Source organism: Gardnerella sp. DNF00109 (genome assembly GCF_049262845.1).
Lineage (GTDB): Bacteria > Actinomycetota > Actinomycetes > Actinomycetales > Bifidobacteriaceae > Bifidobacterium > Bifidobacterium vaginale.
In genome coordinates this window covers 920,263-940,816 of record NZ_CP058406.1, presented here as the reverse complement: position 1 = coordinate 940,816, position 20,554 = coordinate 920,263, and the positions used below count along the sequence as shown (strand labels likewise).

Annotated in this window: 17 protein-coding genes and 1 riboswitch; of the genes, 13 read left to right on the top strand and 4 right to left on the bottom strand. The window is 40.6% G+C overall.

Annotated elements, in window-relative coordinates:
- Positions 1 to 4 precede the first annotated feature (4 nt).
- The 8 genes from ruvC to HXT20_RS03665 all read left to right on the top strand — a co-directional run bounded on the left by ruvC (position 5) and on the right by HXT20_RS03665 (position 7,365).
- A complete protein-coding gene (ruvC, locus tag HXT20_RS03700; RefSeq protein WP_004113652.1) occupies positions 5 to 586 on the top strand; it encodes a crossover junction endodeoxyribonuclease RuvC in 582 nt (193 codons plus the stop codon).
- Between the two features lie 48 nt (positions 587 to 634).
- Positions 635 to 1,273, top strand: coding sequence for a Holliday junction branch migration protein RuvA (gene ruvA, locus HXT20_RS03695; RefSeq protein ID WP_004113653.1), 639 nt, complete (start codon positions 635 to 637; stop codon positions 1,271 to 1,273).
- Between the two features lie 6 nt (positions 1,274 to 1,279).
- Positions 1,280 to 2,341 (top strand): Holliday junction branch migration DNA helicase RuvB, encoded by a 1,062-nt coding sequence (ruvB, locus tag HXT20_RS03690; RefSeq protein ID WP_174191130.1) that lies wholly within the window; start codon positions 1,280 to 1,282, stop codon positions 2,339 to 2,341.
- A gap of 68 nt (positions 2,342 to 2,409) precedes the next feature.
- On the top strand, positions 2,410 to 2,826 hold the full coding sequence (yajC, locus tag HXT20_RS03685) for a preprotein translocase subunit YajC (protein WP_004113655.1): 417 nt from the start codon (positions 2,410 to 2,412) through the stop codon (positions 2,824 to 2,826).
- An 18-nt stretch (positions 2,827 to 2,844) separates the two neighbouring features.
- Complete coding sequence (locus HXT20_RS03680) at positions 2,845 to 3,426, top strand: adenine phosphoribosyltransferase (RefSeq protein WP_004113656.1); 582 nt, start codon at positions 2,845 to 2,847, stop codon at positions 3,424 to 3,426.
- 133 nt (positions 3,427 to 3,559) lie between these two features.
- Positions 3,560 to 5,155 carry a DUF6350 family protein gene (locus HXT20_RS03675; RefSeq protein WP_004115047.1) on the top strand — a complete coding sequence of 532 codons (1,596 nt, stop codon included), beginning with the start codon at positions 3,560 to 3,562 and terminating at the stop codon, positions 5,153 to 5,155.
- Positions 5,156 to 5,228: 73 nt separating this feature from the next.
- Positions 5,229 to 6,869, top strand: a complete 1,641-nt coding sequence (gene purH, locus HXT20_RS03670; protein WP_422114462.1) for a bifunctional phosphoribosylaminoimidazolecarboxamide formyltransferase/IMP cyclohydrolase — start codon at positions 5,229 to 5,231, stop codon at positions 6,867 to 6,869.
- Positions 6,870 to 6,975: 106 nt separating this feature from the next.
- Positions 6,976 to 7,365, top strand: coding sequence for a DUF3017 domain-containing protein (locus HXT20_RS03665; RefSeq protein ID WP_353582788.1), 390 nt, complete (start codon positions 6,976 to 6,978; stop codon positions 7,363 to 7,365).
- A gap of 27 nt (positions 7,366 to 7,392) precedes the next feature.
- Here the strand turns inward: HXT20_RS03665 and HXT20_RS03660 are convergent, their stop codons facing one another.
- Complete coding sequence (locus tag HXT20_RS03660; protein WP_285069046.1) at positions 7,393 to 8,379, bottom strand: MIP/aquaporin family protein; 987 nt, start codon at positions 8,377 to 8,379, stop codon at positions 7,393 to 7,395.
- 199 nt (positions 8,380 to 8,578) lie between these two features.
- On the opposite strand from HXT20_RS03660, the gene HXT20_RS03655 reads away from it, so the two are divergent.
- From HXT20_RS03655 to HXT20_RS03640, 4 genes are all read left to right on the top strand, one after another.
- On the top strand, positions 8,579 to 9,352 hold the full coding sequence (locus HXT20_RS03655; RefSeq protein WP_004113665.1) for a pseudouridine synthase: 774 nt from the start codon (positions 8,579 to 8,581) through the stop codon (positions 9,350 to 9,352).
- Positions 9,349 to 11,553 carry a bifunctional cytidylate kinase/GTPase Der gene (gene der, locus HXT20_RS03650; protein WP_004115051.1) on the top strand — a complete coding sequence of 735 codons (2,205 nt, stop codon included), beginning with the start codon at positions 9,349 to 9,351 and terminating at the stop codon, positions 11,551 to 11,553. The genes HXT20_RS03655 and der overlap by 4 nt, the downstream gene beginning before the upstream one ends.
- A 65-nt stretch (positions 11,554 to 11,618) precedes the next feature.
- Positions 11,619 to 14,147: a DEAD/DEAH box helicase gene (locus tag HXT20_RS03645; RefSeq protein ID WP_004111558.1), complete on the top strand. Its 2,529-nt coding sequence runs from the start codon at positions 11,619 to 11,621 to the stop codon at positions 14,145 to 14,147.
- Positions 14,148 to 14,241: 94 nt separating this feature from the next.
- Positions 14,242 to 15,615 (top strand): replication-associated recombination protein A, encoded by a 1,374-nt coding sequence (locus tag HXT20_RS03640; RefSeq protein WP_004111561.1) that lies wholly within the window; start codon positions 14,242 to 14,244, stop codon positions 15,613 to 15,615.
- Positions 15,616 to 15,691: 76 nt separating this feature from the next.
- Here the strand turns inward: HXT20_RS03640 and HXT20_RS03635 are convergent, their stop codons facing one another.
- The 3 genes from HXT20_RS03635 to HXT20_RS03625 all read right to left on the bottom strand — a co-directional run bounded on the left by HXT20_RS03635 (position 15,692) and on the right by HXT20_RS03625 (position 19,245).
- A complete protein-coding gene (locus HXT20_RS03635; RefSeq protein WP_004111562.1) occupies positions 15,692 to 15,997 on the bottom strand; it encodes a YhbY family RNA-binding protein in 306 nt (101 codons plus the stop codon).
- 244 nt (positions 15,998 to 16,241) lie between these two features.
- Entirely contained in the window at positions 16,242 to 18,587 is a 2,346-nt protein-coding gene (locus tag HXT20_RS03630; RefSeq protein WP_004111563.1) for an energy-coupling factor transporter ATPase, read from the bottom strand.
- Between the two features lie 58 nt (positions 18,588 to 18,645).
- Positions 18,646 to 19,245 (bottom strand): ECF transporter S component, encoded by a 600-nt coding sequence (locus HXT20_RS03625; RefSeq protein ID WP_004111564.1) that lies wholly within the window; start codon positions 19,243 to 19,245, stop codon positions 18,646 to 18,648.
- A 5-nt stretch (positions 19,246 to 19,250) separates the two neighbouring features.
- Positions 19,251 to 19,402, bottom strand: a riboswitch (FMN riboswitch).
- A 108-nt stretch (positions 19,403 to 19,510) separates the two neighbouring features.
- Between HXT20_RS03625 and HXT20_RS03620 the strand changes: the two genes are divergently transcribed.
- A complete protein-coding gene (locus HXT20_RS03620) occupies positions 19,511 to 20,521 on the top strand; it encodes a glycosyltransferase (protein WP_004111565.1) in 1,011 nt (336 codons plus the stop codon).
- Positions 20,522 to 20,554 lie beyond the last annotated feature (33 nt).

Below are 20,554 nucleotides of genomic sequence, written 5' to 3'. Positions count from 1 at the left end.
TCCTATGATGATTTTGGGCGTTGATCCCGGGCTTACTCGCTGTGGGGTCGGCGTGATTGAAGCCGGCGTTTCTCGTCGGCTTTCTTTTATTCACGTCGATGTATTAAGAAGTGATCCTAAGACTTCTCAAGATTTAAGATTGCTCGAAATTTACAATGGACTGGTGGAGAAAATCGAAAGGTTTTCGCCAGATACTATTTCGATTGAGCGTGTTTTTGCTCAAGAAAATCGAAACACTGTTCTTGGTACTGCTCAAGTTGCAGGTGTTGCAATGTTGGCTGCTGCTCAGAGAGGTATTCCTGTAGCTTTGCATACTCCTACAGAGGTTAAACTCGCTGTTGCTGGAAATGGAAAGGCGGATAAAACTCAGGTAGAGCGCATGGTTGCGCGTCTTTTAAATCTTAATGTTTTACCGACTCCTGCAGATGCAGCTGATGCCTTGGCTCAAGCGATTTGTCACGCGCTTCGCCCAGCAGGGGCTTTGCAAGGAGGAGAGCGAGAGCAGCATTTAACTGAGGCTCAACGAAAGTGGGCTGCTTCTTTGCGTTCTGCTAGCAGACATTCTTCTGTCGGACGTGACATGTAGTATGTTTTATAGAACAGATGTTCTATTTATCTAGAAAGGTGAGCGCTGATGATTGGTATGCTTAACGGCGTTATTGAATCAGTTGATTCTCGATGTGCGCTTATCTGTGTTAGTGGTGTTGGCTATGAAGTTTATATGCCATCGTCTGATTTGGCTGCGCTGCATGAAGGTCAAGATGTTAAGGTTTATACGTCTTTACAAGTAAGTCAAGATGCTGTTACTTTGTATGGTTTTACGAGTATGCCTGCCAAGCGTATTTTTCTTCAAATTCAGCAGAAAGTTAGTGGTGTTGGTCCTAAAGTTGCTCTTTCTTTACTTTCCACTTTAAATGTGAATCGTTTATTGCAGGCTATTGCAGATGGCGATATCACCGCATTGTCTTCTGCTCCAGGATTAGGTAAAAAGGGTGCTCAAAAAATTGTTCTTGAACTTAAAGGTTCTATTGACGTATCTCAATTAAATGAAGATGATACTTCTAAAGATTCAAAATCTTATAAAAAGGAATTTGATGAATCTGGCATCAGCAAGGTTGTCGATGGACTTATGTCTTTAGGGTGGAAGCAGTCAGATGCTCAAAGAGCGGTTGAAAACGTGTGTAATAGTGAAAAAATTGCTCTGCCAATCAGTGATTCAGATATGCCTAATGTTTTGCGTATGGCATTGGCAGCGTTAGATAGAGGCAGGTGATGATTCATGAGTTTGGATGAAGGAATCGACGTACAAGTTTTAAATACTGGCGTATCCGAAGATTCATTAAGAATTGTTTCATCATCTCCTATAGGAAATGAACAGATTAGCGATGAAGAATTAAGACCTCATGCTCTAGATGGATTTATTGGACAGCCTCTTTTAAAGGCGCAGTTACAACTTTTTTTGGATGCTGCAAGATTGCGTGATGTTCCTCCAGATCACATGTTGCTTGCAGGTCCTCCTGGGCTTGGAAAAACAACATTAGCAATGATTGTTGCTAATGAGTTAGGCGTATCTATTAGAGTTACGTCTGGTCCTGCTATTCAACATGCTGGTGATTTAGCATCAATTTTGAGTTCTCTTGATACTGGTGAAGTACTGTTTATTGATGAGATTCATCGTTTGCCTCGAGCTGCAGAAGAGTTGCTTTATATAGCTATGGAAGATTTCCGAGTTGATGTTATGGTTGGCAAAGGACCAGGAGCGTCTTCTATACCTCTTACATTGCCGCATTTTACTGTGGTTGGTGCTACTACGCGCGAAGGTATGCTTCCTTCTCCGCTTAGAGCACGTTTTGGTTTTACGGCTCACTTGGATTTTTATCCTCACGATGAGTTGGAAAAACTGATTGAACGTTCATCTGTTCTTCTTGGCGTTCATCTTGTTGATCAAGCAGCTAAAGAACTTGCTATTCGTTCCAGAGGAACTCCTAGAATCGCAAATCGACTGTTAAGACGCGTACGTGATTGGGCAGTTGTGCATAATCTTAAAGATGTAAATCGCGAGTCTGTAATAGAAGCCTTATCGTTGTATCAGATTGATACTCAAGGTCTTGACCGTCTAGATATTGCGGTTTTGAAAGCTATTGTGAATCAATTTAATGGTGGTCCAGTTGGGCTTAATAATTTGGCTGCAATGGTTGGAGAAGAGGCAGAAACTGTAGAAACCGTTTGTGAGCCGTATTTAGTGCGTGAAGGGTTTCTTATTAGGACTCCTAAAGGTCGTGTTGCCACTGAAAAAGCTTGGCAACACTTAGGTCTTAAAGCGCCTGATAATGTCAGATAGATAACATAAAATAAGTGTTTTGGGCGGTGTTTTGTCCGTCTCAGGGTTGGATACATAAGGAGTTTATTGTGCCCCAATTTGTTAGCCAGTATGGCATGCTTATTGTACTCGTGATTGCCATGGTTGGTATCATGTGGTTCCAATCTCGTAATATGAAAAAGCGTCAAAATGAGTTGAAGTCCTTCCATGATTCTTTGAAACCAGGCGTTGAAGTTATAACAATTGGTGGAATTATCGGTAAGGTCGTCGTAGTTGATTCTGATCACGAAGAGATTGTTCTAGATTCAGAAGGTAGTTTACTTCGAGTGTCTTTCAGAGCTGTGAATAGAGTTTATGTTCGTGTAGATTTCAACAGCTATGACAAAGACGATGAAGCTGATAACTCGGAAGATGTTGATGCATCTGATAAAGATGAATCTCAAGAATCGAGCGAAACTGAGCAGATTCAAGAATCCAGCGAAACTGGTGAAGTCAAAGAAAACTGAGATAAGAACAATAAGATTATGACAACAACTGATATTACAGTAAAATCTTTGAAGAATGTTAGTGATGAGGATGTTAAATATTTAGCATCTCTTATTAGAACAATTCCAGGGTTTCCAAATCCAAAGATTGTTTTCCGCGATTTTCTTCCTGTTTTTGCTGATAATCGTGGTATGCGAATTCTTATTGATTCATTAGTAGATTCGTTGCCAGTTTCTCAAGATTCATTTGATTTAGTTGCTGGACTTGAGGCTCGTGGATTTTTGTTTGGTCCAGCTTTGGCTGCTCGACTCAATAAAGGTTTTGTTGCCGTAAGAAAAGCAGGTAAATTGCCTCCCGAAGTCATAAGCGAGTCATATTCTCTCGAATATGGGGAAGCTAAGATAGAGATTGAGAAAGATCTTATAAAGCCTGGTCAGCGTGTTCTTATTGTTGACGATTTAATTGCTACAGGAGGAACTGCAAAAGCTGCTGCGCGACTTGTTGAAAGGTCGCAGGGCACTGTTGCTGGATTCTGCTTTGTAATGGAGTTAACAGGAATTAGCGGAATGAATGAGTTGCAATCTTATAAATGCTCTAGTTTAATGACGATGCCTGCATAAAAGTGGTGTATGAGTAGTAGCTTGTGTTGTACTTGGGCAGCTACATTTATTCATATATTGTTTTTAGTTGTAATCATAAAAAATCGAACAACTTAGATTTAACTTCAAGCGGCTAATAAGGGAGGATGATGTTATGAAAAAACTGAAGTCTTCTCTTATTAGCATTTTGAAGGGGATATCTATACCCGCTATTGCGACTTTGATTTTTGCAATAGTTGTTGGATTATTCATGTCACTAACCCTTCTTGTTATTTCTATAGAAGAAGGAACTGGTAATCTTTCCGATTCATCAATGTCGATGACGTGGGCTGCTCTTCTTTTTGCGCAAGGAGTTGGTCTAGGCTTTGATGATTTTATTCTTACAGTTATTCCACTTGGTTTGACTTCGCTTATAATTACAATGCTTGCGATTCTGATGAGAAAACTAAAAGGTGGATCGCTAGTAAATTGTATTGGTTTATTTGTTTGGGTTTTCATCAATGGAGTTATATCTCAAAATACTAATATTGAGTTATTGGATTCGTTACCAGTCATATTGTTAAAAAGCTCTTGTGTATATGCTTTTGCACAGTTAATAGCTGTTTTCCCATACAGCTCATTGTTTGTATTAATCAAAAATAATATAACAAAAAATGTTCCTGAACATATATTAAAACGCATAAAAATTTGCCTTTATTCAACCGTAATCGTGTTGTCAATTTATGCAATTATTGCATTATCAACGATTATCTTTTGGTCCATTGTTGGAGCAAGTAATGTTGAGATAGTTTTTTCAAAGTTAGGAATGCAATTAGGTTCAAGAATTTTAACCACAATTGCATGTCTGGTATGGCTTCCAAACGTTGCATTATGGGCATTATCATGGATTTCAGGTTCAGGATTTGCTATAGGATCAGTTGCTAATTTCACAATTTATGCAGTTAATCGTAAGTCTTTGCCTCCTGTTCCATTCTTTGCCATATTCCCAGACTCTATAGGTGATTCACTTTATAGGCTTCTTGTCAATGGTATTGTTTTTGCCTTATGTGGCGTATTTGCGTTATTTGTGATCTTATATTCTAAGTCTTGTAATATTCGTTTGCATTTCGATAAAGATAAACTTGATTGGAAGTCTACCGTTATTGCTTTTGTGGAATCAGCTGTAGTTTTGGTATCAACTTGCATATTAGTAATACTCGTTATGAGTATACTATTCTTGTTCGCAAACGGTGATTTAGGTAAATATCGTTTATCCAATGTTGGTGTAAATGTAAGTAGAAGTGTTCGTGCTTTAGGTCATTTAACAGTATTTGGTTTTGGGTTGGCCTGGATTCTCGTTATATTTGTGTGCGCAATAATAATTTCTATTCGTGCGTTAAGTTCTAAAATTTTTGAGAAATATGATTCCATTAAGCCGTCGAATTTTAATATATTTTCCAAAAAGTTATCTGAAAATATTAGTGAAAAGTCAAAAGAAAATCAGAACATAAAATCGCAATCAAAACCAGTTGAACAGTCATGTGAAACGTCAGTAATAACTCCTAAAGAAAACAATATGTCTGAAAAGTCTGCTGATTATATGTCTTCAAAAAAAGAAAAAACGCGTTCATCTTGTTCAATTAGTCAAAATGAAACAGATAATATAAGTCAGCCGCGAAGCGTTAAATCCACTAAAAAACAACCTTTGCTTGAGAACAAAACTGATACTAGAAAACCTAGAACAGTTAGTTCGAAAGTCAATAAAAAATAATCCTCGTCCAACATCAAGGAGGAAGACCACCGTGCAACAGATACACGCGCAAGAATCAAGTGCAGATGTGCTGATAACCACAGGTAAAAGGTCAATCAAGCGAGTACTTGTATCAGTATTTTGCAAAGAAGGGCTAGAAACTCTGGCAGACGCTTTTAAAAAGTGCGGAACTCAGGTTGTTTCAACAGGTTCAACAGCTGCAAAACTCCAAGAATTAGGTGTAAAGGTTACGGAAGTATCTGATATAACAGGTTTCCCAGAAAGCTTAGATGGTAGGGTTAAGACGCTCGATCCACATATTCACGCTGGGATTTTAGCAGATATGAGCAATCCTGATCATGTAAAGCAGCTTAAAGAGTTAAATATTGAGCCATTTGATGCTGTTGTAGTGAATTTGTATCCGTTTGTAAACACTGTTATGAGCGGTGGAAGCGAAGCTCAGATTATTGAGAAAATCGATATTGGTGGACCATCTATGGTTCGCGCTGCCGCGAAAAATCATAAATCTGTGGCTGTTATTACAGACCCTGCAGATTATAATATTCTTGCCCAAAGAGTGTTATCTGGAGAAGGTTTTAGCCTAGAAGAACGCGAATACTTGGCGCATAAAGCATTTGAACATACGGCTTCTTACGATGCTGCAATATGCCAGTGGACAAGTGAAGTTTGGTCAATTCCAGAAAGTATGAAGACCAAGTCGGAGGAAGACGCAAATTCAGTTGATAAAACAAGTGAGGATTTGATTCTTCCAACTGATTATACGCGTACGTGGAAGTTAAATCGCGAGCTTAGATATGGTGAAAATCCACATCAGCAGGCGGGGCTTTATCTTGACCCATTGCATAAGGGAGGTTTAGCTCAAGCTGAACTTCTTGGTGGAAAGCCGATGAGCTACAACAATTATGTTGATGCGGATGCGGCTTGGCGTGCAGTATGGGATTTTGCCCCACAAATCGCTGTTGCAGTATGCAAGCATAATAATCCTTGCGGCTTAGCAATAGGTGCAACTGCAGCTATTGCTCATAAGAAAGCTCACGCTTGCGATCCTGTAAGTGCTTACGGCGGTGTGATTGCTTGCAATTCAACTGTTACACTAGAAATGGCTGAAAGTGTTCGACCAATTTTCACAGAGGTAATTATTGCTCCAGGTTATGAGCCTGAGGCTTTGGAGTTATTGCGCACTAAGAAGAAGAATTTGCGAATCTTAAAGGTTGCAAATCCTCCAGTTTTGGGCTTGCAGGTGCATCCTATTGATGGTGGCGCATTGGTACAAAGCGCAGATAAGATTGACGATTTTGGCGATAATCCTCAAAATTGGACTCTTGTATCTGGAGAAGCTGCAGATACTGATACTTTGAGAGACTTAGAGTTTGCATGGCGCTCGCTTCGTTGCGTAAAGTCTAACGCAATTCTACTTGCGCACGATAATGCTACTGTTGGCATTGGCATGGGGCAGGTTAATCGCGTGGATTCTTGCCACTTGGCTGTTGAGCGTGCTAATACTCTTGCTGATGGTGTTGAGCGTGCTCGTGGAGCTGTTGCGGCTTCGGATGCATTCTTCCCATTTGCTGATGGTCCGCAAATCCTTATTGACGCAGGTGTGCGAGCAATTGTGCAGCCAGGAGGGTCAATTAGAGATGTGGAAGTGTTTGAAGCTGCGCGTGCGGCTGGAGTAACAATGTACACTACTGGTACAAGGCACTTCTTCCACTAAATAGTATTTAACTGAATAATAAAATATTTATTAATTTTTTAATTAATACAAGTATTCTATAAAAAGGACCTTGGATTGTATTTTCGTATACTTTCTAAGGTCTTTTATGTATTATACAAGTATGACAATTAATGATCGGTATGAAAAACAAGACGATGTAGCAAAAATTCAAAAGAACATTTTAAATGTAAATGAATCTGAATTAGCAAAAAAATCAAACCATATATACGTTTCGGAAGTCAAAGAAGGAAAACCGTATGCGCAATGGATTGTGGCAGCAATAGTATGCGTAAGCGCAGTATTGGCGTTTATGGGTAAAACAATGGCTGCCACGGTAATAATTGCCGCAACAGCCATTGTTCTTGGAATCATACGCTTAATATTTACTCAAAAAAGTCCATGGAAGGTTAGATCTGTAGCCTTCGATTCTTTCATAAGCATTTCGCTAGGAATTGGACTATTGATAACGTATTTTTCAATTTTTTTCTTAATGTAGAATCCGATAGATTTAATTCACGAAATTCTATTTATCATCTCTGTTAAAAGGATTAAATGGAACATTATCGTTTCCAGTAGAATCCAAAGTCGTAGAAGGAGTTACTGAAGACTCTGTGTTAACAGGAGGTTCTGGAACTACAGGAACAGTATTCTGTAGAACAGGAGAAGTTTGATTTGAGTAATCAGCAGCAACAGGATTCTGATTATTTGAAGAAGATGTTGCAAGCTTGCAAATAAGCATGACAAATCCTACGAGTGCAGCGGCAAAAACAGGTGCAATCCAAAATACCCAAAGTTGACTTAATGGGGAGACGGATAACTTTTGCGATTGAGCAAGAATGGCAATGCCAGTAGAACGGGCAGGGTTTAAACCAGCTCCAGTAATTTGATACGTTATGAAAGCTCCGGCGGCATAAGCAATGCCCATGTGAGTAGAGTATCCGCATTTTGTGCTGCCGTTGTCATTCATGTACGTCATTGCTGTTGCAACAATAACAAGAACTGCAATAATTTCAACAACAAGAGCAGTAATAACGCCAAAAGATGCATTAACACTCTTAAGTTGGTTTGCAGAAATGGAAGCATTTTCAAAACCATTAACAACAGGAGCGAACCAAGTGTGAGCTGGAACCATCTTTGTTTGTGGCAGAACAAAAACAGTTACTCCAGCTGCAGCGATAGCTCCAAGAACCTGAGCAATAATGTATAAAATTCCAGAAATATAAGGAGTTCTGCCAGTAAGCATAGATGCGATAGTTATAGCAGGATTCACATGTCCGCCAGAAAACTTAGATGCAATACCAATAGCAGCAGCATAAGCAATACCAGTTCCTACTGCAATCATAAGAACATTTACGCCATACATTGCAGTAACAATAGATGAGAACATGTAGATAGTGAACATTGCAAAAGCGCTTGCAATGAATTCTGCTCCTATTCTAAAAATGAGCGGAGTTCTAGGTGCAGATGATTGTTTAGAAACAGAGCATTCTGCATTTGAAGTGTAGTTCATAACAATTCCTTACGTTAATTGTGTACACCGCTATGCTGGTTTTTATTATTTACAGCACAACCAAACGTTTGCTATAGTATCACGGCTATGCCATACGCTAACATAGAAAAACGTGGTAATTTCCTGTATTTATTGCAGAATATGAAAATTTGCTACTAATTTATTAAAAGAATACGAATAAGGTCACGTTGGGAGAACGATGCCAAACGCATATTCCCGCGCCAATCAGGCGCAACAAGAATCCAAAAACGCTGTTCGACTGCAAAAGCTACTTGCTGAAGCGGGATTTGGTTCACGCCGAAAGTGTGAAGAAATAATCTTAGATGGGCGTGTTGAAGTAGATGATGAGCTTGTAACAACACTCGGAACTCGAGTAGATCCAAGTAAACAAAAAATACGCGTAGACGGATCGAGAGTGAAATTTAATCACAAGCTTGTAACACTCGCGCTTAATAAGCCTAAAAGAGTTTTGAGCGCAATGGATGATCCAAAAGGTCGCTTCACTTTAAGAGACATTGTTGGAGATAAGTACGAGCGAATTTTCCACATGGGACGCTTGGACTACGATTCTGAAGGTCTTATTTTAATGACCAACGATGGTGAGTTAAGCCAGCATGTTATGCACCCAAAGTACGAAGTTGAGAAAACGTATATTGCAACTGTTGAAGGAAAGATCAACGGAATGGTTTGCCGCCGCTTGGTTTCGCAAGGCGTAAATCTGGAAGACGGCTGGATTAAGCTCGATCGCTGCGCAATAATCGACCAGAATCACGATGCAACAATCGTAAAAGTTGTTTTACACTCTGGCAAAAATCGCATTGTGCGCAGGATTTTTGGAGCCGTAGGATATCCTGTAAAGCGTCTTGTGCGTACTCAAATTGGGCCTATTAAGTTAGGGGACTTAAAAGCTGGATCGTATCGAGTGCTTTCTCAAACAGAAGTGCGCTCGCTTTCTAAGGAGGTTGGCCTGTGATTTGCGTAGCAATTGATGGACCAGCAGGAGTAGGTAAATCTTCTACTTCTCGTGCTTTAGCGCAATACTATGGTTTTGCGTATTTAGATACGGGGGCAATGTATCGAGCTGCTGCTTGGTGGTGCTTGAAGCAAGGTATTGATTTAAGCAAGCAGCTTGAGTTGGATGAAGAAGGAAATTCAACGAATTCTGCAGATGCAAAACGCTTGAATCAAATTGTTGAAGCTGTTGGAGCATTGTTTACGGAAGATCATGCTGAATTTAGTGTTGATCCAAAAAATCCTGTAGTCGTAATTGATAGTGAAGATATTAGCGAAGAATTGCGTTCCAGCGAAGTTTCTTCGCACGTGTCTACGGTTTCTTCGATTCCTGCAGTTCGACGCATGCTTATTGCTGCTCAGCGCGCGTATATTGCTTCAGAGTCTAGTGAAGATTCTTTCTCAGGCGGAGAGGGAATAGTTGCAGAAGGCCGCGATATTACTACTGTTGTGGCTCCAAATGCTCAAGTTCGAGTGCTTCTTACTGCTCGTGAGGAAGTGCGTCAAGCTCGCAGAAATAAGCAGGATATTGCGCAAGAAAATTTGCAAAATAATGAATCTAAGAATAATGAATCTGAAGAAGACGATATTCGCGCTCGTGATGCTAAAGATGCTAAAGTTACGAATTTTCTTAAAGCTGCAGACGGTGTTACAACTCTAGATAATTCTGATTTAACTTTTGAGCAGACTCTTGACGCGCTTGTAGAGATTGTTGACGATGCAATTGAGCAAGATGAGTACGACCGTTATGCTGCAAATCTTGAAGGCTACGATCTTGATGATGAAGATCGTGCGCTTCTTAGTGGTGATTTTGCAAGCGATGATGAATCGAAAGATACAAAAGCTGTTGGAGTAATCGCCGTTATAGGTCGACCAAACGTTGGAAAATCAACGCTTGTAAATCGTATTTTGGGCCATCGTGTCGCTGTTGTAGAAGATACTCCAGGTGTTACTAGAGATCGCGTAAGTTACGACGCTGAGTGGGCTGGAACCAACTTCAAGCTGGTTGACACTGGCGGCTGGGAAGCAGATGTTGAAGGCATTGATTCTTCTATTGCTCAGCAAGCGCAAGTGGCAGTGCGTTTAAGCGATGCTGTGATTTTCCTAGTAGATGGTCAAGTTGGTTTAACAGCTACAGACGAGCGCATTGTTTCAATGCTTCGCGCTGCAGGTAAGCCTATTACTCTGGCAGTTAACAAGGTTGACGACGCTAGAAGCGAGTATTTAACTGCAGAGTTTTGGAAGCTCGGAATGGGTGAGCCTTACGGAATTTCTGCAATGCATGGCAGAGGCGTTGGAGATTTGCTTGACGCGGCTCTTAACTCTTTGAAGAAAGCGAATAAAACTTCAGGATTCTTGACTCCAGAAGGACTTCGCAGAGTTGCTTTAGTTGGGCGTCCAAACGTTGGTAAGTCTTCGCTTTTGAACCATTTAGCTCATGAAGAACGTTCTGTTGTAAACGATTTGGCTGGAACTACTCGAGATCCTGTTGATGAGGTTGTGCGAGTTGATGGAGAAGACTGGCTGTTTATTGACACTGCTGGTATTAAGCGCAGGCAGCATAAGCTTACTGGTGCTGAATACTATTCTTCACTTCGTACGCAAGCTGCGATTGAGCGTTCTGAACTTGCTTTGATTCTTTTCGATTCTTCCCAGCCGATTGCAGAGCAGGATTTGAAAGTTATGAGCCAGGCTGTAGACGCGGGTCGAGCAATCGTACTTGTGTTTAACAAGTGGGACTTGATGGACGAATTTTCTAGACAGCGCATGGAACGCTTGTGGAAAACTGAGTTTGAGCGCGTAACTTGGGCTGAGCGCGTTAATCTCTCCGCAAAAACAGGATGGCATACGAATCGTCTTGCGCGCGCTATGCGAACAGCTTTAGACAGCTGGGATAAGCGCATTCCTACAGGCAAGCTCAACGCTTTCTTAGGTCGTATTCAGTCTGCTCATCCGCATCCTTTGCGAGGCGGAAAGCAAGCGAGAATCTTGTTTGCTACTCAGGCTTCTACGCGCCCACCGCGTTTCGTGATATTCGCAACAGGCTTCTTAGAGCACGGTTACCGTCGCTTTATTGAGCGTTCTCTTCGAGAAGAGTTTGGATTTGAGGGAACTCCTATTCAAATCTCTGTAAAAGTACGAGATAAGAAGAAGCGCAAGTAAAATCGCAAGTAAATAAATTTGCGATTAAAGTCACGAGTAAAGCTTAAGTAAAGTAGGAGCGGAATATGGCTGGTCTGGGCGAGTTAGCTTTTGATTTGCATCATGCTAGCGAAGACGAGATTTTTCAAGCATTTGTTGATTGGGCTAAAGATAACAAGCATGTAGATTTGTGGCCGCATCAAGAAGAATCTGTTATGGATTTGCTTGCAGGAGACCATGTTATCTTAAATACTCCAACCGGTTCTGGAAAATCTCTAGTAGCGCTCGGCATGCATTTTGCAGCGCTCGCTACCGGCAGACGCTCCTACTATACTGCGCCAATTAAAGCTCTTGTTTCCGAAAAATTCTTCGATTTAGTTGCGATTTTTGGGCGCGACAACGTTGGCATGATTACAGGAGATTCGCATATTAACGCGGACGCTCCAATAATCTGCTGCACTGCAGAAATCTTAGCAAATCAAGCCTTACGCGAAGGCGCAAACGCTGAAGTCGATTGCGTTGCAATGGACGAATTCCACTACTATGGTGATCCAGAGCGCGGATGGGCTTGGCAAGTTCCGTTACTTACACTTCCAAATACGCAATTCTTACTTATGAGCGCAACTCTTGGAGACGTAACGGATATTGCGGAACGTTTAGAAAAATCAACAAAACGTAGTGTTGATATTATTGCTAATGCGCCAAGACCAATCCCACTCGAATACGAGTACACAGATAAGCCGCTTGCAACAACTGTAGAACTCTTATTTAACAAGGGTTTAACGCCAATCTATGTAGTTCATTTTTCGCAAGATGCAGCTCTAGAAACAGCTCAAGCGCTTGCAAGCACGGGGGTTTCTAGCAAAGATCAGCGAGACAAAATTGCTCAAGCTATTAAAGGCACTAAATTTACTACAGGTTTCGGCAAAATTTTGCAAAGGCTACTGCGCACGGGTGTAGGCGTACACCATGCTGGTATGCTTCCGCGCTACCGTAGGCTTGTCGAACAGTTAGCTCAGCAAGGATTGCTGCCCGTTATTTGTGGCACAGACACTCTCGGAGTTGGTATTAACGTGCCAATTCACTCGGTTGTTCTTACAGCTCTTACAAAATTTGATGGGAATCGTAGTAGAAAGCTTCGTGCTCGCGAGTTTCATCAAATTGCAGGACGTGCAGGCAGAATGGGATTCGATACTGAGGGCTTAGTAGTTGCAGAGGCTCCAGAGTTCGAGATTGAGAATGCGCGCGCTGTTGCAAAAGCTGGAAATGATCCTAAGAAGCTTAAAAAAGTTAAGCGTAAGAAAGCTCCAGAAGGCTTTGTAGTTTGGGGCGAGCCAACGTTTACTAAGCTTATTGAAAGCGCTCCAGAAACTTTGAATCCTCACATGGTTGTAACGCACTCAATGATTTTGAACGAAGTTACGCAAGGTGGGGATGCTAGAGCACGCGTTGAAAAACTTATTGAAGATAGTGCGCAAAAGCCGCAAGATAAAGAGAAATTGCTCGAGCGTTGCAACGATATTTTCCAAACTTTGCTCGATACTCAAGTGATTGAATGCAGAGAGCTTTCGGATGGTTCTTGTGATTATGATCTTGATGTTGCTATGCCAGAGGGCTTTGCGCTGGATCAGCCGCTTTCTCCGTTCTTGCTCGCAGCTTTGGAACTTCTAGACCCAGAATCTCCAAGCTATGCGCTTGATCTAATTTCTATGGTTGAAGCAACTTTAGATGACCCTAAGCCTGTGCTTCGCGCACAAGAGCGTAAGGCTCGCGATGCTGCAATGGCTGGCATGAAGGATGATGGCATTGATTACGAGGAGCGCATGGAACGCTTAGTGGAAGTTAGCTACCCTAAGCCTCTTGAAGATTTGCTTGAGCCTGCTTTTGCGCAATATCGCAAAGATGTTCCGTGGGCAAACGACTACTGGATTAAGCCTAAATCTGTGCTTCGAGACATGGTTGAAACAGCGTCCGATTTTACTGGCTATATTTCGCGCTATGGCATTGCTAGAAGTGAAGGAACGCTTCTTCGTTACCTTTCGGACGCTTATCGTTCGCTTGCTCGCACTGTGCCAGAAGACATGCTTAACGAAGAATTGTGTGATATTATTTCGTGGCTTCGTCTTGTTGTGCGATCTATTGATTCAAGTCTTGTTGACGAGTGGGAGAGTGCAGGAGGATCGGACGCTGAAGCTAGTGCTGTAACTATGGCTGCGCCTGGAACTTCTGAGTCTGTTGTTGAGGATCGTCGTGGACTTATTGTGTTGATTAGAAACGCAATGTTCCGTCGCGTGCAGCTTATGGATTTGGAAGATGCGGATACTTTAGGAGAGCTTGACAAGGCTTGGGGTTACGGCGTTCACGAGTGGAATGATGTGCTTGACGACTATTACGATGAGCACGAGTATGTTGGTATCGATGCCAAGGCTAGAAGTGGCGACTTGTTTATTTTGGATGATTCGCTTGAGAAGAGTGAACATTCGTGGAAAGTTCGGCAAATTATTGACGATTCGGACGGAGACCATAATTGGGCTATTACTGGTGTTGTTGATTTGGATTCCACACAAGATACAGGCGAAGTTGTGTTCTTTGACTACAGAGTGTCGCACGTGTGATTCTTAAAAATGTGCTAACAGAGCACAGAAGGCAAAACACAGAATGCAGAATGCAATCGAACGTTTGTTCTATATGTAGTGTAAGCTGGTATTCATGGAGAAAGATTTATTTTCCGCAAGTAGTGCACCTAGCGATGTTACGCGTCCGTTGGCAGTGCGTATGCGCCCAAGCAGTATTGAAGATGTGTTGGGGCAGTCGCATGCGCTAAAAGAAGGTTCGCCTTTGCGCAGGCTTGCAAATCCACAATCTAAAGGTTCTCTTACATCTCCAAGTTCTGTTGTGTTGTTTGGACCTCCAGGAGTTGGTAAAACTACGCTTGCTTATATTGTGGCTAGACAGTCTGGTCGCGTGTTTGAAGAGCTTTCTGCTGTAACTTCTGGAGTTAAAGATGTTCGAGCTGTGTTAGATCGAGCGCATGAGCGTTTAGTTAGTAAAGGTCAAGAAACAGTTCTGTTTATTGACGAAGTTCATCGTTTTTCTAAATCACAGCAAGATGCTTTGCTTCCAAGCGTAGAAAATCGCGACGTAACTTTTATTGGAGCTACTACCGAAAATCCAAGTTTTTCAATCATTAAGCCACTACTTAGCAGATCAGTAGTTGTTAAACTTGAGTCTCTTAGTGTAGAAGATTTGCACACTCTGATAGAACGCGCAATTTCTAGCGAAAATGGTCTTAATAATCAGCTTAAAATCGACGAAGACGCAATAGATTCAATTATTCGTTTAAGCGGGGGAGATGCTCGCAAAACTCTTACTATTCTAGAAGCGGCAGCAGGAGCAGTAACAGGAGATGTTGCGTTGCAGCATGGTAAAAATAAGCCTGTAATTACTGCTGATATAGTTTCTAACGTAATGGATACTACTACAGTTCGCTATGACAAAGATGGCGATGACCATTACGATGTTATTTCTGCTTTTATTAAATCAATGCGCGGAAGTGATGTTGACGCTTCTTTGCATTATTTAGCGCGAATGCTTAGAGCTGGTGAAGACCCGCGTTTTATTGCAAGGCGAATTATGATTGCTGCTGCCGAAGAAGTTGGTATGGCGGCTCCACAAATTTTACAAGTAACTGTTGCTGCAGCTCAAGCAGTTGCTTTAATCGGAATGCCAGAAGCGCGCATTATTCTTTCGGAAGCTGTGATTGCTGTAGCAACTGCTCCAAAATCAAACGCAAGCTACAACGCTATTAATAAGGCTTTGCAAGATGTTGATACTGGGAATATCGGTCAAGTGCCTCTTCATTTGCGTAACGCGCCAACTGCTTTGATGAAAAGTTGGGGCAATCATGATGGGTACAAGTATGCTCACGATTATCCGGGTGCTGTTGCATCTCAGCAATATATGCCAGACGAGCTAGTTGGTCGCGAATATTATCACCCAAATAATCGCGGCTACGAGCACGAGATTTCGCAACGTTTATCTCAAATCCGCAATATTCTCCACAAATCTGCTGACAATAACTAAAGTCAATAATTAAAAGGCTTCTTACAATTCTAAGAAGCCTTTTAATACAGTATTACTATTTTTTTTTAAGAGAGTTTTATTCACGAACAAGCATAATGTGGTCAATATCTTCGCGATTTGAAACGCGGAATAACACAAAACGGTTGCCAATTACTTGCACGACTTCTGCACCAAGATGTTCTGCGAGTTCTTCAGCAGCTTCTTTAGCACTTAATCCAGAGCCATCTTGTACAGCACACTTCATAAGCTCATGAGATTGCATTGTTTCGTCTGCTTGCTTAACAGCAGCATCGCTAATATCGTTTTTTCCAACGTAAAGCAATGGGCTTAAAGTGTTAGCGAGCGCGCGCAATTGCTTAATCTGCTTTTTAGTTAATGCCATTATTTTCCTTCCAAATCGCGTTTAACATGCGTAAAACGCTAAAACGTCAATTTTCAAAACATTAAAACGTCAAAACGCTATATTGTCAAACGCAATTATCGACAACCAACTATCGACTATTGATCATCTACTTGTAACGCTTAAATTTTCAATGCTTATCGGATTATACATTAACCTTAAGAATCCGCGTTCAATACGTTCAATACGAGTAATACGCTCAATATGCAAATATTACAGTTATCAGTTATACAAATATTCCAGCAAAAATTATTCCGCACACAATAGCTAATGTAATTATTAAAAGTGCAAAGTCTTTTAAGCGCATTTTCTCCGTATGTAAGTGCGTGCGCTTAGCTCCAGGAACGTAGCATCTAGAATCTAGCGCAAGTCCCAGTGTGTTTGCGTGCCGAATCACGCTTGCAAATCCTGGAACTATAAGAGATGTTATTGCTTGCAATCGCTTTTTTATAGACCCGTCTTTTATGTTTCCGCCTCTTGCAATTTGAGCTAAAGCTACAGATTCTGCTTCTTTTGCAAGAGTCGGCAAAAATCGCAAAGCGAGGCTCATAATAAGAGCAATTTCTTGACTTGGCAATCCTATGATTCTAAGAGGCGAAATAATAGACGCGCACGCTTCAGTCAACTGCGTTTGGCTTATTGTTAGTACAATTATTGATCCGATTAGTATAACAAGCGAAAATCTTGAAGCGAAAAGTATTGCAAACTTTATTCCATCATCTGTTATTAATAGCGGTCCAATTTTAAAAATTTCTCTTCCAGAATGCACAACTAGAAGATTAAACATTCCAGAAAATACGAATATTGCAATAAACATATGCAATGACAACAATAATTTTATAGGTGATATTCTAGCGAGAAATATTAGAGCAAGCGTTGATAGTGCAAGAATTCCTAGTTGATAGAAGTTTGTAATACTAAACGCGCTAAACATAAGAATTAAGCATGATATTAGTATGATTCGCGTATTGAATAAGCTTAGCAATGACTTGTTTTTGATTTCGTTTTTCTTTTCGTTAACATTCTCGCTAGCATTTTCAAGCTTTTCGTCTTGCGCGTGTTCTTGAATCTCCTTCTTTTTGCGCGATTCTAACGTAACTATGCGCGCTCCAAGCGATTTTGCTTCGTTTAGATCGTGAGTAATAACAATAATTGTTATGCCTTTATTGTGTAAATCGCTTAAAATTTTTAGTACGATTTTTGCATACTCAAAATCTAATCCTGCTGTAGGCTCGTCTAAAACCAAAATTTTTGGATTGCAAGCTAAAACACCTGCGATTGCTGCTAGTCGTTGCTGTCCGCCAGAAAGTTCGAATGGGGATTTTTGTGCTAAGTGTTCAATATGCAATGATTTTAGTGCGTTCAATACTCTGGAATGTAATTCACGTCCTTCTAATCCAAAGTTTTTTGGCCCGTATGCTACGTCTTCAAAAACAGTTTGTGCAAAAAGTTGCTGTTCTGGCAATTGCATAACGTAACCAATGTTTTTGCGAATTTCTCGCATTTGCGATTTGCTTGTTTTTTCGCTAATTTTTATTCCGTTTACGCAAATGGAGCCAGAATCGTATTTAATAAGTGCGCATATTGTTTTTGCGAGCGTTGATTTTCCGCACCCGTTTTTTCCCATTATTGCAACGATTTCGCCTGATTTTACGCTTAGAGAATAGTCTCTTATTATTGGAGTTTGACTATTTGTATAGCTCACATTTAAATTCGATATTTCAATTGCTGTATTTGATTTTTTTGCATTTTCCGTCATGCTTTTTGATTCAATAACAGCTGGCGATTTTTCCGTGAAAAATTCATCTAATTCCAATAAACTTACATCACGCAATTTTCCATTTTCTAGCATCAATATTCGATCCGCATTTTTGCATTCGCTAATCTTATGCGTAACTTGTACGATTGTTGTGCCGCTCGTTTGCAATTTGTTAAAAAGCTTATTTACATCTTCTTTTGCGCAAGAATCAAGCATGCTTGTAGGCTCATCTAATACAAGAAGTTTTGATTTTGTAGCAATCGACGATGCAATAGCAACGCGCTGCTGCTGACCTCCACTCATATTGCTCGGGTCGTTAAAACGGTGATTTTCCATGTTTACAGCGCGTAAAGCATTGCTTATATTTTGCTTCATAAATTCTTTAGAAGCGCACAAGTTTTCAAGCCCAAAAGCAACATCGTCTTCTACAACTGTTGTAACGATTTGGTCTTCTGGGCTTTGAAACAATGCTCCAATAGATTCTCGTGCTTTTTGGTAAGCTTTTGAATCAACATTGTTTGCTTCAAAAACTTTTATTCCGCATAGCGTAACAATTCCAGAATCTGGGGAAGAAAGTCCTGCAATAATTTTAGCTAGCGTGGACTTTCCACTACCATTTTTGCCAATGATTGCGATTCTTTGACCATATGCAATTTCAAGATCTATTCCGTCTAGAATCCAAGTTTTTCCGCCATCGTAGCTAAAGCGAACTTTTTGCAAAGAAACAGCATTATCTTTTTTAGCAAAATAATCCGTATTGCTTTTTTCGACTTTGCAACATGTTTTATCTTGAATAACTTTATTGCTTTGCATAATCAGCTTGCTTTTTACTTAATTGGCTAATGCTATTTTGGCTAATGCTATTTGTTTGCTACTTGTTGTAGTTAAGAAGTTTTGAAACAGGCTTATAAACAAGCATAGTTATTACGCAATGAATCGCAAGCTTAATCACGTTAAACGGTAGCAGAGCTGGAACTATAAGAGCGGCAACTTGTTCAACGCTCATATGCGCATAAAGCGGCGTAATAATAAGATTTCCGACTATTGCAAGAGCAATCGCAACTACAGAGCCAACTATAAGCGAAATAATAGCGCCTTCTTTGGTTCTAATTTTTTTGTAGACGATTGCAGCGCTAACAGAAGCGCCCATTGAAACCAATATTGCCATTATTGCGCCAAACGGGTTAGTAAAGAAGTGTGGAGCAAATCCTAGTACGCTTACGATTGCAGCGGCGAATGGTCCGTATGCAAATCCTGCAATTAAACACACAATTCCCGAAGGATCATATTTAAGGTAGTTTACGTCTGGAATAAGTGGAAATTCTATAAAGCTTACAGCAATAGAGAGCGCAACGAATAGCGCGTATTTAGCAATTTTTTCGCTTGACCAATAGTTTGTGCCAGAGTAAGTTGCGTGATTATTTGCTGTGTGATTGCTTGTTTTATGATTATTTTCGCGTGAAATGCTCATTAGAGCCTCCGTTTCTTTCATCCGGACTTTAACCGTTGGCTTCGGATTTTAACCGAATCAGCAGCGCGTTGCCGCTCGCGGGCTTCGAGAAAATTCACTAATACAAGAATTACCTCGTTACCGCCAGTAAGGATTTTCACCTTCCCTGAAACTACACTTTATTTTTATCTTATGCTATGAACATTTATCTGAAAATGAAGTTTGTACTAAAAAATTTGAATTTTATTAATAATATTGATGGCAATGCTAGTGTAATATTAAAAATATGAGCGAAGTTATAAATGATAATACTATTGATAAGCTTGCTGTTGTTGTAGTTACTTATAAGCGTCAGGAGTTGCTTGAAAATCTGTTTAAATCTTTTGAACGATTAAATCAATGCCCATGGAGGATTGTTGTTGTAGACAATGAGAAGAGTGAAAAAACTCGTGATATGGTGCAAGATTTAGATGATGTTCTTACACGTCGCTGGGGTTCTGCTAGCGTGGATAATTTTGGCGATTCAAACCGCGTTGTTTACGCGCCTCAAAGCAGCAATCTTGGGGGAGCTGGCGGTTTTAGTGCTGGTGTTAAAAAAGCGTATGAACTTGGCGCGCAGTGGTTCTGGGTTATGGACGATGATGTTGAAACTGTTCCAGAATCTATTGAACGTCTTTCAAAGTGGACTAAAAGCCACGATGTGATTCAAGGCAGCCGTTTAGACTACGACGGTGGCGATTTTTATTGGCAATATAAATTTATTGTTTCTCTTGGAATCCCTAACCCAATTGCTCCAGCAGCATTTGGACCATCTGGGTATCGCGTTATGAACACTATGTGCTTTGAAGGCGGATTATTTAAGCGCAATATTGTAGAGAAAATCGGTTTGCCAGATCCGCATTATTTTATTTATTGGGATGACACAACTTACGGATACCTTGCTAGCAAAGTTACGAATCCGATTGTTGTAAAAGATGTTATTCTTCGTAGAACTCGTAATATTCCTAATTGGGATATTGCTGGCGTTCGTCAACTAAATTCTACTTCTGACATGAATCGTTACCATATTATGCGAAATCGTGGTTTTATGGCGCGATACTTTATGATTCATGGCGATTATCGACCATTTATGTTTGCTCTTGGAACAGCATTAACTGCTGCAAAAGAGTTTATTAGGCTTGTTGCTGTAGATCGTGAGCATATTTTAAGTGGTGTTAAAAAGCTTTTTACTGGTTGGATTGCAAGCAGAAAAATTTTGCATGATCCTAATTGGAAGCCAATGCCTCCGTTGAAATAGTGTACAAAAATTAAGTCTTAAAACATCTTAAAA

Excerpts from the sequence above, each read along its gene's own strand:
- ruvC (WP_004113652.1), top strand. The coding sequence starts at position 5 with ATGATGATTTTGGGCGTTGATCCCGGGCTTACTCGCTGTGGGGTCGGC.
- HXT20_RS03675 (WP_004115047.1), top strand. The coding sequence starts at position 3,560 with ATGAAAAAACTGAAGTCTTCTCTTATTAGCATTTTGAAGGGGATATCT.
- HXT20_RS03680 (WP_004113656.1), top strand. The coding sequence starts at position 2,845 with ATGACAACAACTGATATTACAGTAAAATCTTTGAAGAATGTTAGTGAT.
- HXT20_RS03635 (WP_004111562.1), bottom strand. The coding sequence starts at position 15,997 with ATGGCATTAACTAAAAAGCAGATTAAGCAATTGCGCGCGCTCGCTAAC.
- HXT20_RS03625 (WP_004111564.1), bottom strand. The coding sequence starts at position 19,245 with ATGAGCATTTCACGCGAAAATAATCATAAAACAAGCAATCACACAGCA.
- HXT20_RS03620 (WP_004111565.1), top strand. The coding sequence starts at position 19,511 with ATGAGCGAAGTTATAAATGATAATACTATTGATAAGCTTGCTGTTGTT.
- HXT20_RS03630 (WP_004111563.1), bottom strand. The coding sequence starts at position 18,587 with ATGCAAAGCAATAAAGTTATTCAAGATAAAACATGTTGCAAAGTCGAA.
- HXT20_RS03645 (WP_004111558.1), top strand. The coding sequence starts at position 11,619 with ATGGCTGGTCTGGGCGAGTTAGCTTTTGATTTGCATCATGCTAGCGAA.
- HXT20_RS03655 (WP_004113665.1), top strand. The coding sequence starts at position 8,579 with ATGCCAAACGCATATTCCCGCGCCAATCAGGCGCAACAAGAATCCAAA.
- HXT20_RS03640 (WP_004111561.1), top strand. The coding sequence starts at position 14,242 with ATGGAGAAAGATTTATTTTCCGCAAGTAGTGCACCTAGCGATGTTACG.
- HXT20_RS03660 (WP_285069046.1), bottom strand. The coding sequence starts at position 8,379 with ATGAACTACACTTCAAATGCAGAATGCTCTGTTTCTAAACAATCATCT.
- ruvB (WP_174191130.1), top strand. The coding sequence starts at position 1,280 with ATGAGTTTGGATGAAGGAATCGACGTACAAGTTTTAAATACTGGCGTA.
- ruvA (WP_004113653.1), top strand. The coding sequence starts at position 635 with ATGATTGGTATGCTTAACGGCGTTATTGAATCAGTTGATTCTCGATGT.
- HXT20_RS03665 (WP_353582788.1), top strand. The coding sequence starts at position 6,976 with ATGTATTATACAAGTATGACAATTAATGATCGGTATGAAAAACAAGAC.